The organism is Flavobacterium sp. FlaQc-48 (assembly GCF_044007335.1).
Classification (GTDB): Bacteria; Bacteroidota; Bacteroidia; order Flavobacteriales; family Flavobacteriaceae; genus Flavobacterium.
The window spans coordinates 188,774-203,137 of the sequence record NZ_JBIPCR010000010.1 but is presented as its reverse complement, the minus strand read 5'-3'; the positions used below and the strand labels follow the sequence as shown (position 1 = coordinate 203,137).

Here is a 14,364-nt window from a genome sequence, read left to right as displayed (position 1 = left end):
TTTTTATGCTATAAAACCTATGTTTCTATGTGTTTTATATTTTACGTATTGCAGGCCAGCATTTGATAAACAGAATTTTTTTTTAATCAAAAATATACCAATCGGTATAAAAAAACTTATGACACCATTACACCGAAAACTCCTCATTTTTACAGTTATTCTGGCTGCCATTATGGAACTGATTGATATTTCGATCGTAAACGTAGCCCTTTCTCACATGAGCGGAAACCTGGGTGCAACGCTCGAAGACACTTCCTGGGTGATTACTGCTTATGCTATTGCCAATGTAATTATCATACCCATTACCAGTTTTTTGAGCGCCAATCTGGGGCGACGCAATTATTACATTGGTTCTGTTATTTTGTTTACGTTCTGTTCTTTTATGTGCGGGCATTCTTCAAACATCTGGATGCTGGTCTTTTTCAGGTTTTTTCAGGGAATTGGCGGTGGTGCCTTATTGTCTATTTCTCAGGTGGTGGTTTTTGAACTTTTTCCAAAAGACAAACAATCTACTGCAGGTGCTTTGTTTGGAGCAGGAATTTTCATCGGGCCAACCATTGGGCCAACGCTTGGTGGTTATATCACCGAAAATTACGATTGGCCATGGATCTTTTTAATCAATGTCCCAATTGGAATTCTGGTCATGATTTCTTGCTATTTCTTGTTGCGTGAACCATCAGTTAAACCGGAAATAACAAAAGTCGACTGGACCGGAATTGCTTTACTGGCTATTGGTGTTGGTGCATTGCAAACTGTTCTGGAAAGAGGCGAAGTCGAAGATTGGTTTGAAACCCGATATATTATTGTTTTAACTGTTATTGCCATTAGTACTTTACTCCTGTTTATTTATTGGGAATTAAGGATCGAAAAACCAGTAGTAAACCTCAGGGTTTTAAAAAGTAAATCCCTCAGCATAGCAGCGATTCTGACTTTTGTAACCGGATTTGGAATGTTTATTTCGATCTACATTACCCCTGTTGTGGCACAACGGCTTTTGAGTTTTTCTCCTTATCAAACAGGATTGCTTTTACTTCCGGGAGCTTTATTTGCATTACTGGCCTTAAAAACATGCGGAACGCTTTTGCAAAAAGGGGTTTCACCTGTTATCATTATTGCAGCAGGTTTTCTTTTATTTATCTATTTCAACTGGCGAATGTCCGGAATGACTTTAAACACCAGTGCTGCCGAAGTTGCCACTTCTCTTATTTTTCGTGCCTTAGGAATGGCTTTACTTACGGTTCCGCTCACGATGCTGGCTGTTTCTTCTCTGGATGATAAAGATGTTGGACAAGGCGCAGCCCTCAACAATATGATGCGGCAATTGGGGGGTTCTTTTGGTGTATCCATCATCAATACCTACGTAGCACACCGTTTTGCAGCACATCGAAACGAATTGGTATCGAATGTGAGTCAATACAATGTTATTGCTATGGATCGAATCAATGCGTATATCAAATATTTTCAAAGCAGGGGTTTCGCTTATAATGAAGCCAAATTGAAAGCCCTTAAACTGATGGAAAATATTGTATTGAGACAATCCTCTTTATTAAGTTATCGGGATGCTTTTTTTCTTGTCGGGTTGTTTTTTGTCGTGACCTTGCCGCTTCTTTTGTTTGTGATGAACAAATCGAAGAAACCAAAAACAAATGTGATTATTTCCGATCATTGAAATTTTTATTTAAACACCCAGAAACATAGCTTTTATAGTCTGGAAAAGGGAATAAAAAAGAAACTCGTTTCTTTCACATAGCTATGTGAATTAATACAAAGTGAAACGCCTGTTTTAAGTTTACAAAAGCTATGTCTCTGTGTGTTTAAAAATTATAACGTTAGTTTTTCTTCTGGTCAACATTCAAAACCCCCGTCTTTAATCCTTTGGCGGAAGCCGATAAAACAACTTCACTTCTGCTCTCGTCTTTCTGAACAATGATTTGGGCATAACCATTAAATAATTTACGTTTCCATGGTTCTGATGGTGATATTACCCTGATAATTCCGGGATCTGTATTCATAACATCCCAATCTTTTACTTTTTGTAAAGGGGATGCTCTTATAGTAATAAAATTGGTTCCTTCTTTTAAAACAGCTTTATCAAGATGATATTTTTGCGGATCATCTGTACTTGCATTCACTAAATTCCCGTTTATAAAAACAGACTCGTTTACACCTATTTTTTTATAAAAGAAATCAACAATATTGGCTTGTAAATTATTTTTCAACTCAAATTTTCCTCTGTAGATATATGCCGAAGCCTGATTTTTATAATCTCTATCCTTAAAAGCTGGTGCCCAGGCATTACTTTCATCTAAAGCAGATTGATTTGCATTGTCAACAGAAACACTCTTTCTTTCTTCGAAATTAGTAATGGGAACAAGATCAATACCATCCAAAAAAATATCTTTTTCTAATGATGTCGGATTTCCATTTCCTACGCCCAAAATCTTTCCGCCTTTTATCGAAAATGTAATTTCGTCATTTGCAGTTGGTACATGTACCCCTTTTTTATCTGTAACTTCAACTGTAATCACAGAAACAGTTGCATTTGGAGAATTTTCAGGATCTATAGAAAGTTTTATGTTTTCAGCATTTCCGGTTGTTTTTTGAACTTCGGTCAATATCTTTTTTCCCTCTTTATAGCCAATCGCTTCCAGAGTTCCAGGCGCGTATTTTACTTTCCATTCTAAATGGCTGTATTGTTCCATTTTCTTTTTTCCTAAACTCTTTTTGTTCAGGAAAAGTTCTACTTCATCACAATTAGACTGGACCCAGACGTCGATTTCTTTTCCTTCCATTCCGCTCCAGTTCCAATGCGGCATAATGTGCAGGACTGGCGCACTTCCCCACCACGATTTCAGGTAAAAAACATTGTCTTTCGGAAAACCGCAAACATCCATCATCCCAAAATAAGAGGTCACCGATGGCCAGCCGTAAGGCGTTGGTTCTCCGCGATAATCAAAACCGGTCCAGATAAACATTCCTGCCAGATAAGGTCTTGAAGCATAAAACTTCCATCCTTCTTCGATACTGTAAAAAGTTGGTCGTGGCTTTTTGTCATATGCACTTTGGTAATGTTTGACATCATCTGTAAAATAAATACCCCGCGTTGCAAATGTAGAACCTTCTTCTGTTCCCATTCCGGGTTGGTTTTTAAATTCATTTCGATGTGCGTCAATATCTCCGTTACCTATATAATTATACCCCATGATTTCAACTACAGATGATATCCCGCTTTTAAAACCACTGCTGATTCCAACAGTTACCGGTCTTGTCGGGTCAATGCTTTTGCTAAATCCCTGCATTACATTGGTAATGCGTTCACCAACAATTCCGCCTTCGATATTCCATTCTTCATTTCCAACAGACCAGCAAAAGATAGCTGGATGATTGCGATCGCGCTCTATCATTCGTTTTAAATCGTTTAAATGATACTCGTTAATTCCCATCAAACGCGTTTCATCAATAACCAGCATTCCTAATCGGTCGCAGGCATCGAGCAATTCGGGAGTTGGCGGATTGTGTGAACAACGATAGGCATTAGAACCCATTTCTTTGAGTTTTTTTATGCGGTAATATTGTAATGCGTCAGGCAGCGCCGTTCCAATTCCGGCATGATCCTGGTGGTTATTTGTTCCTTTAAGTTTTACTGCTTTTCCGTTAAGAAAAAAACCTTTTTCAGGATCAAAATGAATAGTCCTTATTCCAAAATTGGTTTCATACGTATCGACGATTTTTCCTTCTTGTTTAATTTGTGTCTCCAAACGATACAAATTAGGCGCTTCAATATCCCATAATAACGGATTATGGACTTGTAATCTTGAAGTGTATTGTACTGTTTGATAAAAATCCGGAGCTGCTGCATTTTGAGTAGTACTCACAACTTGTTTCCCTGAAGCTTCTAAAATGGTTTGCACTATTTCAATTGCACCTTTATAATTTCCTTTGTTTTCAATTTTAATTTCGGCAGTAACTTCAGCAGCAGTATTCTGAATTTGGGAAGTCACATACGTTCCGTTCTGGATCACGTGCAATGGATTTGTTTTTTGCAGATAGATATGTCTGTAAATCCCTGCTCCTTCATAAAACCAGCCTTCTTCCATTGTGGCATCAGCCCGAACGACAATCGTATTTTCGCCACCATAATTAACATAAGCCGTTACATCATATTCAAACCCATTGTAACCGCTTTCTTCTGTTCCGAGGAAATGACCGTTGAAAAATACTTTCGAATTTCTAAAAACACCATCAAATTTCAGCGAAATAATTCTTCCTTTGTCACTTTCCGGAATGGCAATTTTTTTTCGATACCAGCCAATACTTTTTTCAGGAAAACCTTTTCCGGCAGCTTTAAAACCATGACTAAAACTTGCTTTTTCACTAAAAGCCTGTTCAACAGCCCAATCGTGCGGAAGATCCAGTTTTCTCCAGGCCCGGTCATCAAATCCTACTGCTGCAGGACCATCGCCAAAACCTGTTTTAGACAGGTACGAGAAATATCCTTCGGCATGTCCAAAATCTTTTTGGGTATCATAAGAATGACCAAATGAAAAGCGCCAGTCTTTATCGATTACAATTAATTCCCTGTCTGATTTGTTTTGCGCAAATGAACCAATAGAAATCAGAAAGATAAAATACAACAGCATTTCTTTGAGAGAAATAGTTTTCATAAATAATGTGGTTAGTCAGTCTGATAAAAATAGGATTTTTAAATAGAACATAGTAATAGTATTTTATCAAAATATGATCCATGACAGTATCGATTATCAGCTTTTTTTAAGAACAAAAACTGCGCTGTTTTCTATCAAAATACTATTGAAAAATTTCTTGTAGTATTCGAAATACAACTTCGTAACGCTTACTGTTAAAATTTAGAATCATTCTATTGCCTCTCTTTTATCAAATTATTTTGTTTTGATGTAATTTTATAATGAAATTAAACTAAAATTAGAAAAACGAGCTATTATTATGAGTGTTATTAAAGATGAAAATAAACTTATTAGCACCATTAAACGCGTTGATCAGAAGATTAATAAACTAAATGATCAAAAAATCATCGCCTTTTTTGAAGCTCTGGGTTTAACAGAAAGAGAGGATGTGCCGAAAAATTTTCTGGAATGGGAAACTATTTTAATTATAGTTCCGGATCGCCATATATCTCACGAATTAAAATATTATAAGTATTCGATTGAAAGACTTTCTTTCGTCACAAATCCGAATGCGCAGGAAATTCATATTTTTGATTTTAACGAATGGAAAAATATCACCCGAAACAAAACACAATTTCAGATTAGGGAACTATTGAAGAATAGTTTTGGCGGTGTTCGAAATCACGCAGACAGATTGAATTAAGGTATTTACTTTAACTGATATTTTAATTCCAATTGAGATGAAATGGATCACCAGAGAAAGACCTAAAATTGACCGGATTGCATGTCCCTGGTTAATCCAAAAATTTGTTGATGCTGAAGCTGAATTTATTTACGTTCCGTTTGATGAAGTATTAAGTAAAGCGGCGGCTTTAGATGCTATTCCGTTTGATATTCCCGATGTTGAATTTACTCATTATAATGATGAATGTACTTTTGATTATATCATAAAAAAGTATCAAATTAAAGATCCTGCAGTTTTAATACTGTCTAAAATTGTTCGTGGTGCCGATACGGACAGACATGATCTTGCCAAAGAATCAGCAGGACTTTGGGCAATATCTGCGGGATTGTCCCACAATAGTACAAACGATTCTGAATTACTAAAAACCGGAATGCTTCTTTATGACGCCCTTTACAGCTGGGCAACACATCTTTACCAACAAAATCATTTGCAAAATAGTCCTTTTGAGAGTTTGCTTCATGAAGTCTATCAGAAGTTTTTAATCGAAAAAAAATCAAATAAAAAAACACCTTCCTGGGTAAAAGATTTAAAAGAAATAATTCAGGATCAGGTCGATGCACAGTTTACTTTTGATTTAAAGAAAATTTCAAATGATTTAGAACTTAATCCTTCTTATTTATCCCGTGAATTCTCAAAATATTTTGAAGATTTAAATTTTGGTGACTATGTTCGAAAATTACGTATCGAAAAAGCTGTAAACCTTATTCAGAATTCGGCTTATACCCTTACCGAAATTGCTTATATGACGGGCTTTTCAGACCAAAGCCACTTTACCAGAATTTTTAAACTGCATACGGGCAAAAACCCTTCTTCTTATCGAAAAAATGCCTTAAAAAGTAATCCGGATACAAAAGGTAAATAGCATACTATTTATAATGGCAGAGTCGTAATAGTTTTGTTTTTCTAAAATCAAACTATTATGAATTCGTTGAAACGCCTTTTTATTTTAATTCTCCTTGTATCAAAATCAACTGCATTTGCTCAAAATACTTATCCAAAAATCACCGGCTATTTTGGGATTCTTCATCCTATTGTAACTCTTAGCAAGGAACAGACGAACCTGAATTTCAGAGATTATTATGCTATAGGGTTCCCTACAGGAATAAACATCTGGAAAAGTTCCAAAATTGGGTTTTCATTTGAAATTGTTCCTACTATAAAAGCCGAAGACGGTCATGATAAAGTAACCAATATCGTATTTCATCCCGGCGTTTTGGTCGCTTTGGGAAACGGTTACACTTTTGCAGGAAGAGCTGCTTTTGAAAGTGGCGGAAGATATGGTTTTACCCCCGTCATAAATAAAACGGTTATCAAAAATGAGAATTGCAGCTACTTTGTTGCCGTTCCTTTTCCGGTGCGATTTGGAAATGATCATCCTGCAACTTTTACGGTAGGTTTTCAATTTGGAATTGCTTTTTAAACTCGCCTCTGTCAATATATTAATTAGCAAAATAACGCAAACTAGTTTTCCAAAATATAATATATTTCCTTATATTTCAAAGACTTAAAACAAAGACTCAATAGTGCTTTTATTGAGTCTGCACAGTTCTTTTGAAAACAAAATTAATTTTTTATCTATGGAAACAAAATTTGATATCATTGTTATTGGTTCTGGCCCTGGCGGATACGCCTCTGCCATCCGATGTTCACAATTAGGCTATAAAACAGCTATTGTTGAAAAATACAAAGCATTGGGCGGCACTTGCACAAACGTTGGATGCATACCTACAAAAGCATTACTCGACAGTACGGAGCATTATCATGAAGCGGCAACCAAATTTGCAGCTCACGGCATCATAACCGGAAAATTAAGTCTGGATTTCCCTCAATTCATCAAAAGAAAATCAGAAGTAGTCGAGCAAAATATTGCCGGACTGAACTTTTTGATGAAAAAAAATAAAATTGAAGTTTTTGAAGGAATAGCTTCTTTTTTAAACGATAAAGAAATTAGCATAAAAGCAAATGATGGCTCCCTAACTACAATTTCGGCTACTCATTATATTATTGCAACAGGCTCTAAACCCGCCACCATTCCCGGAGTTGAAATTGATAAAACACGAATCATTACTTCGACCGAAGCGCTTTCTCTTCCGGATAAACCCAAAACAATGGTCATTATTGGAGGTGGCGTCATTGGTGTCGAAATGGCGTCAATTTATGCCCGAATTGGAGTTGAAATTACCATAATTGAATATGCTGACAGCCTTATTCCGACCATGGATAAGGAATTAGGAAAAGAACTCAAAAAGATCTTTACCAAACAAAACATCAAAATTTTACTGAGCCATAAAGTACAATCAGCGAAAAATAACGGCAAAAATGCCACGGTTACTTTTCTGGATACGGCAAATGCCACACAAGAAATTACAGCCGATTATTGTTTGGTTGCCGTGGGAAGAAAACCTTATACTGAAGGTCTGGGATTGGAAAATACCACTGTTGAATTAGACCAAAAGGGCCGAATCGTAACCAATGAGAAACTACAAACTAAAGCTGAAAATATTTATGCTATTGGCGATGTGGTTGCCGGAGCAATGTTGGCACATAAAGCCGAGGAAGAAGGAATATTTGTTGCCGAAACCATTAACGGACAAAAACCGCATATCAATTACCGCCTAATTCCAGGTGTTGTTTATACCTGGCCGGAAGTCGCTTCGGTGGGTTATACCGAAGAAGAACTGAAAGAAAAAGGCCTGGAATACCGGGTGGGTAAATTTCCGTTCTCAGCCAGCGCAAGAGCCCGTGCCGCAATGGAAAAAGATGGTTTTTCGAAAGTCCTTTCAGATCCTAAATACGGTGAACTTTTAGGCATGCACATCATTGGTCCAAGAGCCGCCGATTTGATTGCACAAGGGGTCATAGGTATGGAATATGAAGTGACCGATGAAGATATGTTCCGAATTTCGTATGCGCATCCAACCTATTCTGAAACTTTGAAAGAAGCCTATATGATTGCCTCAGGACAGGGAGCTATAAATATTTAAAATTTTTGTTTCAGGTTTCAGGTTTCAGGTTTCAGGTTTCAGGTTTCAGGTTTCAGGTTTCAGGTTTCAGGTTTCAGGTTTCAGGTTTCAGGTTTCAGGTTTCAGGTTTCAGGTTTCAGGTTTTCACTAACCTGAAACCTGAAAACAATCTGGATTTTATCTTTTAATTTCAAAAATCCTGATGAACTTTTGCTCCAGCTTTTTCTTTTTTCTTTCCTCTTTCCATCTTGAATAAAAAATTATAATGAGCAGAAACAGACTCACAATGGTAGATGCCCTTCTCAGACCTCTTCCAAAAAAAAGAAAAAACACATTCATTGCTATTAGAAAAACTACCGGAGAAAACCGCACCCAAAGCAACTGAAATTTACTGTTTGGTTCAACGATGTAACTTACTTTAAGTATATTGTTGACATTCTTGTATTTTCCTTTTATAGTAAAATAGGTTGGTGATGTGGTTGAGTTGATCGTCAAAGTGAAACTTTTATCATCAAAAAGCCCGTAAAAAAGCTTTTTTCCGCCGAACCTGGGAAATATTCTAAATAAATTTAATTGTGCTCTCAGAGAACCTATTTCCGTATTATTTTTTAATCTTGTTCTGAATTCGGCTATACTGAGTTTTGATTCCATTGATTCGTTTTTCTTTTAAAAGAAATTTTTATATTCTCTTAATAAGTTCTTTCACTCTTGCAAAAACATAATTGGCTTTTTCATCAAAAACTACCATATCAAAATCGCTGCTTCCTTCAGTAAAATGACCTTCTTTTTTGGTATCAGCATATACTTTTTCAAAATATTGGTCACGCTTCTTAAGCCAGTCTAATTGTTCTTTTTTTAATTTTGATTGTTCTTTAGAACTCAATTTTAGTTTTAAATTCCTATAGGAAAGGTTAAGTAAACTATCAGATTGGTTGTAATATTCAATTGAACAATTTTTCATCCCATTCCCACTGTCCAAACAATGCTGATAAGATGATTTTATTTTATTAACTGTTTCTATTGTCTGTGCACTACAATGAAATGAAAACAAAAGAATAAATACTGCTATCGATTTTTGTATCATAATTTATATTGAAGTTTTTATTGTTATTACCTGAATTTCGAACTAGCAATATACTCAAAGTTTCTAATAGTTTTTATTTTTTTACTGTGCTGTCAGTAAATTTTTAAGCATATCATTTAAAGCATTTCCGTGGATATTCTTAGCCAGGATAATTCCGTTTTTGTCAATCAGAAAGTTTAGCGGTACTGATTGCAGTTTATAATCGCCAACAACGGGAGAATTCCAGTATTTTAAATCGCTTACTTGTGTCCACGGGAGTTTTTGCTTTGCAATTGCTGCCAGCCAGAGTGTTTTTTTAGTATCCATCGAAATGCTGTAAATAGAAAACCTGCCAGCGTAAGTATTATTGAGTTTTATCAATTCGGGCTGTTCTTTTATACATGGGCCGCACCATGATGCCCAAAAGTCAACTAATACAAATTCTCCTCTGAAGGAAGAAAGTGCCACAGTATTTCCTTTTGTATCCGGTAAGTCTATTTCCGGTGCAATATCGCCAATATTTGTTCCTACGACCTGAGCTTTTGAATTGGTTATAAAACACAATAAGAATCCTAAAATAAGTACCGTTTTTTTCATAATTGATTAAGTTTATTGTTTTGGGGTTAGCTTTTACTCTTGTAAAACGTAAATTTTTATCACAAAAAAAATACGCTAAACTCTTCATCTTTGAGAAATGAAATTTATAAGCAAATATAATTTTTTATCTCTTTTAGAAAACTTTTAATTTTAATGCTCTTTATTTTTTATAAATAGAAAACATATAATTTTACGTAAATAATATTATTTTAATTTAAAGACTAAAAATGAAAATTTCATACCAAAATATCAGTCAGAAAGAAATAACACAAGAGCAGATTATTCCTAATGAAGGGTATTATAAAGTTTTTAAAGACGGTAATGACAAAATCATTAAAGAAGAATATTATAAAGATGAAAAAGTACTTCATACTTATTTCTATGTGGATTTAGGATCTTCACATCAGCAAATTTTAGATTTACAGACTGAAGAATCAATCGTTTTTATTGAAATAGAAATGATTAATAAAAATTACTTTAAACATTATTTATACGGATATCGTAATGGAGTTCTTAGTAACAAAGACTTTTCAATCTATGACAATACCGGATTTTGTTTCATGACTCGTGATATAGAAACAAATATGGGTAGTCGCCTGGAAACTATTAAATATTATGAAGATCCAAAAAGTGGTTATGAATTTGAATTCAATTATTCTGAATCCGGTCAATTATCAGGTGTTATCGTTTTTTCTTCAACAGATTTTTTTGAGCCCTTTAGAGCTGATGAATTACATATGATCCCAAATTTTGAATGGTGGGAGCAATATTCGTCTTATTATTTAAATGCTACGCCAGAAATACCGGATTTTGTCACTGACATTAAATAAGATTGAAAAATAACAATTAATCACTCGGTTTGGCTAAAGCTTTTTCTCTTTTCAACTCTCATTCTATGCAAAAAAACTTGGCGGTCCTGTGCCTTTGCGAGATTAATACTTAGGCAAGTATAAATTTTCATTATTAAATCCTTCGTTTTTTACTTTAACTTTCCTCGCCTACATCATAAAATTATGCTAAAAATATTTCTTTAAATTGGTATATCGGGAAAAGTCGATATATTTGCATGATGGAACCAATCGAAATCTTTAAAGCGCTCTCTAATAAATCCAGATTGCAAATGCTGGAATGGCTAAAAGAACCTGAAATCAATTTTCCGGATCAATTGCAGCATGCAGGATTTGAACACGGAGTTTGTGTTGGACAAATTCAGGCCAAAGCTGGTCTGACACAATCAACAGTTTCTGAATATCTCTCTATTTTACAACGTGCAGGATTTATAGAATCTAAACGCGTTGGACAATGGACTTACTATAAACGCAACGAAGGTGCCTTTGAAGCACTCAGTAACTTAATTCAATCTAATTTGTAAATTACTATGAGTACAAACAACCTGTTTTCTCCATTTAACTTAAAAACGTTAAATCTTAAAAACCGAATCGTAATGGCGCCTATGACGCGTTCATTTTCTCCAGACGGAATTCCAACTGATGAAGTAGCTTCTTACTACCAAAAAAGAGCTGAAGGCGAAGTTGGATTAATATTATCTGAAGGAACTGTTATCGACAGGGCCTCATCCTCAAACGATGCTAATGTGCCGCATTTTTACGGTGAAGCAGCATTAAAAGGATGGAAAAAAGTGATTGAAGAAGTTCACGCTGCCGGAGGTTCAATGGGACCACAAATCTGGCATATGGGTATAATGGACAACCACCACTCAGGATGGGTTCCTCCGGTACCTTTTGAAGGTCCGTCAGGATTAAACCGACCTGATTTCAGTAATGGAAATACAATGTCTGAAAAAGATATTGAAGATACTATTATTGCTTTTGGTAAAGCTGCTGCCGATGCTAAAAGATTAGGTTTTGATACAATCGAAATTCACGGTGCACACGGTTATTTAATTGACCAGTTCTTTAGAGCCGAAACAAATTTACGTACTGATATTTACGGCGGAAAAACACTTCCGGAACGTAATCGTTTTGCTATCGAAGTAGTAAAAGAAATCAGAAAACAAGTGGGTAATGATTTCGCGGTAATCATGCGATTCTCTCAATTTAAGCCTTCTGATTATAATTATAAACTGGCTCATAATCCACAGGAATTAGAAGCGTGGCTTACACCTCTTGTGGATGCAGGAGTTGATATTTTGCACTGTTCTCAACGTCGTTTCTGGGAACCTGAATTTGAGGAATCTGATTTGAATTTTGCAGGCTGGGCTAAAAAAGTAACGGGAGCACCAACTATTACAGTAGGTTCTGTTGGGCTTTCCGGAGATTTCTTTGGAGCATTTGCAGGTGAAAGCTCTCAACCCACTTCATTAGAGGAATTAAACAGACGTTTCGACAGAGGCGATTTTGACCTGGTTGCTGTAGGAAGACCTCTTTTATCTGACCCTAATTGGGTGGCTAAAATTAAAGCAGGTAAAACAGACCAATTGAAAGGTTTCAGTAAAGAAGCTTTGGGAGCATTGGTTTTGGAATAAATTTAAAAAAAGGTTCAAAGATGCAAAGGTTCAGAGGGACAAAGGTTTACTTTTAGGATTTTCCCCCTTTGTTACTTTGAACCTCTGAACCTTTTTTTTAGAAGCATTGGTTTTAGAAAAAGGGACAAAGATGCAAAGGTTCAGAGGGACAAAGGTTTCCTAATTGAACTAAATACAAAAGGGATAAACTTAATTGTTTATCCCTTTTTTTTGAATAGCGCTACTACAGCAAACATTTAGAGGTTCAGATAAAGTTTTCCTTTTAGAATTCCCCCCTTTGAACCTTTGTTACTTTGAAACTCTGAACCTTTTTTTAGAAGCATTGGTTTTAGAAAAAGGGACAAAGATGCAAAGGTTCAGAGGGACAAAGGTTTCCTAATTGAACTAAATACAAAAGGGATAAACTTAATTGTTTATCCCTTTTTTTGAATAGCGCTACTACAGCAAACATTTAGAGGTTCAGATAAAGTTTTCCTTTTAGAATTTCCCCCCTCTGAACCTTTGTTACTTTGTTGCTTTGAACCTTTGAACCTTTGCACCTTTGCACCTTTGCAACTTTGAACCTCTGCCCCTTTTTTTAAGCAATTTTTCTTTTTTGAAATTTATTCTGAAGCCAATTGCGTACAGGTTCATCGTAAAATTTCAGACATAGAATAGCAATTACAATACTTGAGATTAAAACCCCAATTCCTGTGACGTAACCGTCTTTTAAAGAAATTTTATTATCAATTACCCAGGCTGTATACCAATAAATTAAAGGATAATGTATAATGTAAATTGGGTATGAAATATCTCCCAAAGCTTTGCATATCTTAATTGATAGTTTATTTTTTATTTCTCCTCCTGCACCAATGGCAACGATTAAAGGAAACAAAAGAATAATAGAAACCGATTCATATAAACCATTCATCCATAAACTGTTTTCGTCTCCAATTCTTGGAATTGAAAAAATAACCAGAATTAGAATACTGCAAACCCAGAAAGCGCCTTTTATATGAATTAACTTTCCTAAGCGAGAGAGTAAAACACCAGCAAAAAAAGGATATAATAAGCGGGTAAAACCAACATTCAATTGTTCCGGGTTTAAAGACCAACCGCCAATAACATCGCCTTTTGGTCCAAAAACGGTATAATTAATCAGCATTGCAGCAAATATAAAAACAAAGATTCCAAGTACTTTATTCGAGAATTTACGGAAGAATAAGGTGTACAAAATATTGGCAATATATTCGAAGAATAGTGACCATGCCGGCCCGTTTAGAGGATGCATTTCGCCCCAGCCTCTAATTTCTAATGATGGTGGAATTGGAAGTAATGTAAACCCGATTACCATGGTCAGAATCACTTTCCAGGGAGCCATACCTGCAATTTGCGGAAAAATACCCGAAGCCTGAAAATAATAGAAAATGGCCCCTATAATCATTCCCATAATCACCATGGGCTGCAGACGAATTAAACGTCGTTTGTAAAATTCCCATTGGGTCATTTTTGCCCAACGATCGTCATAGGCATACGCTACCACAAATCCGGACAGGAGAAAAAAGAAATCAACTGCAAGATAACCATGATTGATGATTTGTTTAAATCGGCTTCCTTCGTTGTGAGCTTCAAAAATGTGAAAAATAACAACAAGAACGGCGGCTACTCCACGCAATCCGTCCAGAATTTCATAATGTTTTTTAGGTTGAATATCAATAGAAGTTGAACTCATAAAGTTTTTGGTGGTTTAAAGGTTAGTTTATTTTTTGGTGAAAGCTAAAATAAGTTTTTTCTAAACAGTTTTAATAAACAATTTAACTATAAAAGTGTATACATTTTTATGCAGAAAACATAACTATCTCATTGTCAAATCATCTTATTATCCAATT

The 14,364-nt window shown here is 35.5% G+C and carries 14 protein-coding genes; 9 read left to right on the top strand and 5 right to left on the bottom strand.

Annotated elements, in window-relative coordinates; translation table 11 throughout:
• Positions 1–118 precede the first annotated feature (118 nt).
• Positions 119–1,669, top strand: a complete 1,551-nt coding sequence (locus tag ACHRWY_RS16860) for a DHA2 family efflux MFS transporter permease subunit (protein ID WP_395356237.1) — start codon at positions 119–121, stop codon at positions 1,667–1,669.
• A gap of 160 nt (positions 1,670–1,829) precedes the next feature.
• Here the strand turns inward: ACHRWY_RS16860 and galA are convergent, their stop codons facing one another.
• Positions 1,830–4,664: a beta-galactosidase GalA gene (gene galA, locus ACHRWY_RS16855; RefSeq protein WP_395356236.1), complete on the bottom strand. Its 2,835-nt coding sequence runs from the start codon at positions 4,662–4,664 to the stop codon at positions 1,830–1,832.
• Positions 4,665–4,962: 298 nt separating this feature from the next.
• Between galA and ACHRWY_RS16850 the strand changes: the two genes are divergently transcribed.
• The 5 genes from ACHRWY_RS16850 to ACHRWY_RS16830 all read left to right on the top strand — a co-directional run bounded on the left by ACHRWY_RS16850 (position 4,963) and on the right by ACHRWY_RS16830 (position 8,539).
• Positions 4,963–5,346 (top strand): hypothetical protein, encoded by a 384-nt coding sequence (locus ACHRWY_RS16850; protein WP_395356235.1) that lies wholly within the window; start codon positions 4,963–4,965, stop codon positions 5,344–5,346.
• A gap of 37 nt (positions 5,347–5,383) precedes the next feature.
• The gene (locus ACHRWY_RS16845) at positions 5,384–6,250 is read left to right on the top strand and encodes a chromate resistance protein ChrB domain-containing protein (RefSeq protein ID WP_395356233.1); all 867 of its coding nucleotides are present in this window, start codon (positions 5,384–5,386) and stop codon (positions 6,248–6,250) included.
• Positions 6,251–6,307: 57 nt separating this feature from the next.
• Complete coding sequence (locus tag ACHRWY_RS16840) at positions 6,308–6,808, top strand: hypothetical protein (protein ID WP_395356232.1); 501 nt, start codon at positions 6,308–6,310, stop codon at positions 6,806–6,808.
• Between the two features lie 157 nt (positions 6,809–6,965).
• Entirely contained in the window at positions 6,966–8,372 is a 1,407-nt protein-coding gene (gene lpdA, locus ACHRWY_RS16835; protein WP_395356230.1) for a dihydrolipoyl dehydrogenase, read from the top strand.
• A 5-nt stretch (positions 8,373–8,377) separates the two neighbouring features.
• A complete protein-coding gene (locus tag ACHRWY_RS16830) occupies positions 8,378–8,539 on the top strand; it encodes a hypothetical protein (RefSeq protein ID WP_395356229.1) in 162 nt (53 codons plus the stop codon).
• Here the strand turns inward: ACHRWY_RS16830 and ACHRWY_RS16825 are convergent.
• From ACHRWY_RS16825 to ACHRWY_RS16815, 3 genes are all read right to left on the bottom strand, one after another.
• Positions 8,529–9,002: a hypothetical protein gene (locus tag ACHRWY_RS16825; RefSeq protein WP_395356227.1), complete on the bottom strand. Its 474-nt coding sequence runs from the start codon at positions 9,000–9,002 to the stop codon at positions 8,529–8,531. The two genes, ACHRWY_RS16830 and ACHRWY_RS16825, sit on opposite strands and share 11 nt — an antisense overlap.
• A 28-nt stretch (positions 9,003–9,030) precedes the next feature.
• Positions 9,031–9,435: a lysozyme inhibitor LprI family protein gene (locus ACHRWY_RS16820; RefSeq protein ID WP_395356226.1), complete on the bottom strand. Its 405-nt coding sequence runs from the start codon at positions 9,433–9,435 to the stop codon at positions 9,031–9,033.
• A gap of 81 nt (positions 9,436–9,516) precedes the next feature.
• Complete coding sequence (locus ACHRWY_RS16815; RefSeq protein WP_395356225.1) at positions 9,517–10,011, bottom strand: TlpA family protein disulfide reductase; 495 nt, start codon at positions 10,009–10,011, stop codon at positions 9,517–9,519.
• A 227-nt stretch (positions 10,012–10,238) separates the two neighbouring features.
• Between ACHRWY_RS16815 and ACHRWY_RS16810 the strand changes: the two genes are divergently transcribed.
• From ACHRWY_RS16810 to ACHRWY_RS16800, 3 genes are all read left to right on the top strand, one after another.
• Positions 10,239–10,841: a hypothetical protein gene (locus tag ACHRWY_RS16810; RefSeq protein WP_395356223.1), complete on the top strand. Its 603-nt coding sequence runs from the start codon at positions 10,239–10,241 to the stop codon at positions 10,839–10,841.
• A gap of 239 nt (positions 10,842–11,080) precedes the next feature.
• A complete protein-coding gene (locus ACHRWY_RS16805) occupies positions 11,081–11,383 on the top strand; it encodes a helix-turn-helix transcriptional regulator (RefSeq protein ID WP_055097872.1) in 303 nt (100 codons plus the stop codon).
• 6 nt (positions 11,384–11,389) lie between these two features.
• Positions 11,390–12,496, top strand: a complete 1,107-nt coding sequence (locus ACHRWY_RS16800; RefSeq protein ID WP_395356222.1) for an NADH:flavin oxidoreductase — start codon at positions 11,390–11,392, stop codon at positions 12,494–12,496.
• A 577-nt stretch (positions 12,497–13,073) separates the two neighbouring features.
• Here ACHRWY_RS16800 and ACHRWY_RS16795 read toward each other — a convergent pair.
• Entirely contained in the window at positions 13,074–14,207 is a 1,134-nt protein-coding gene (locus ACHRWY_RS16795; protein WP_395356220.1) for an acyltransferase family protein, read from the bottom strand.
• Positions 14,208–14,364: the final 157 nt, after the last annotated feature.

What these genes read in the sequence shown, in the direction of transcription:
- ACHRWY_RS16860 (WP_395356237.1), top strand. Translation starts at nt 119, where the DNA reads ATGACACCATTACACCGAAAACTCCTCATTTTTACAGTTATTCTGGCT.
- galA (WP_395356236.1), bottom strand. Translation starts at nt 4,664, where the DNA reads ATGAAAACTATTTCTCTCAAAGAAATGCTGTTGTATTTTATCTTTCTG.
- ACHRWY_RS16850 (WP_395356235.1), top strand. Translation starts at nt 4,963, where the DNA reads ATGAGTGTTATTAAAGATGAAAATAAACTTATTAGCACCATTAAACGC.
- ACHRWY_RS16845 (WP_395356233.1), top strand. Translation starts at nt 5,384, where the DNA reads ATGAAATGGATCACCAGAGAAAGACCTAAAATTGACCGGATTGCATGT.
- ACHRWY_RS16840 (WP_395356232.1), top strand. Translation starts at nt 6,308, where the DNA reads ATGAATTCGTTGAAACGCCTTTTTATTTTAATTCTCCTTGTATCAAAA.
- lpdA (WP_395356230.1), top strand. Translation starts at nt 6,966, where the DNA reads ATGGAAACAAAATTTGATATCATTGTTATTGGTTCTGGCCCTGGCGGA.
- ACHRWY_RS16825 (WP_395356227.1), bottom strand. Translation starts at nt 9,002, where the DNA reads ATGGAATCAAAACTCAGTATAGCCGAATTCAGAACAAGATTAAAAAAT.
- ACHRWY_RS16820 (WP_395356226.1), bottom strand. Translation starts at nt 9,435, where the DNA reads ATGATACAAAAATCGATAGCAGTATTTATTCTTTTGTTTTCATTTCAT.
- ACHRWY_RS16815 (WP_395356225.1), bottom strand. Translation starts at nt 10,011, where the DNA reads ATGAAAAAAACGGTACTTATTTTAGGATTCTTATTGTGTTTTATAACC.
- ACHRWY_RS16810 (WP_395356223.1), top strand. Translation starts at nt 10,239, where the DNA reads ATGAAAATTTCATACCAAAATATCAGTCAGAAAGAAATAACACAAGAG.
- ACHRWY_RS16805 (WP_055097872.1), top strand. Translation starts at nt 11,081, where the DNA reads ATGGAACCAATCGAAATCTTTAAAGCGCTCTCTAATAAATCCAGATTG.
- ACHRWY_RS16800 (WP_395356222.1), top strand. Translation starts at nt 11,390, where the DNA reads ATGAGTACAAACAACCTGTTTTCTCCATTTAACTTAAAAACGTTAAAT.
- ACHRWY_RS16795 (WP_395356220.1), bottom strand. Translation starts at nt 14,207, where the DNA reads ATGAGTTCAACTTCTATTGATATTCAACCTAAAAAACATTATGAAATT.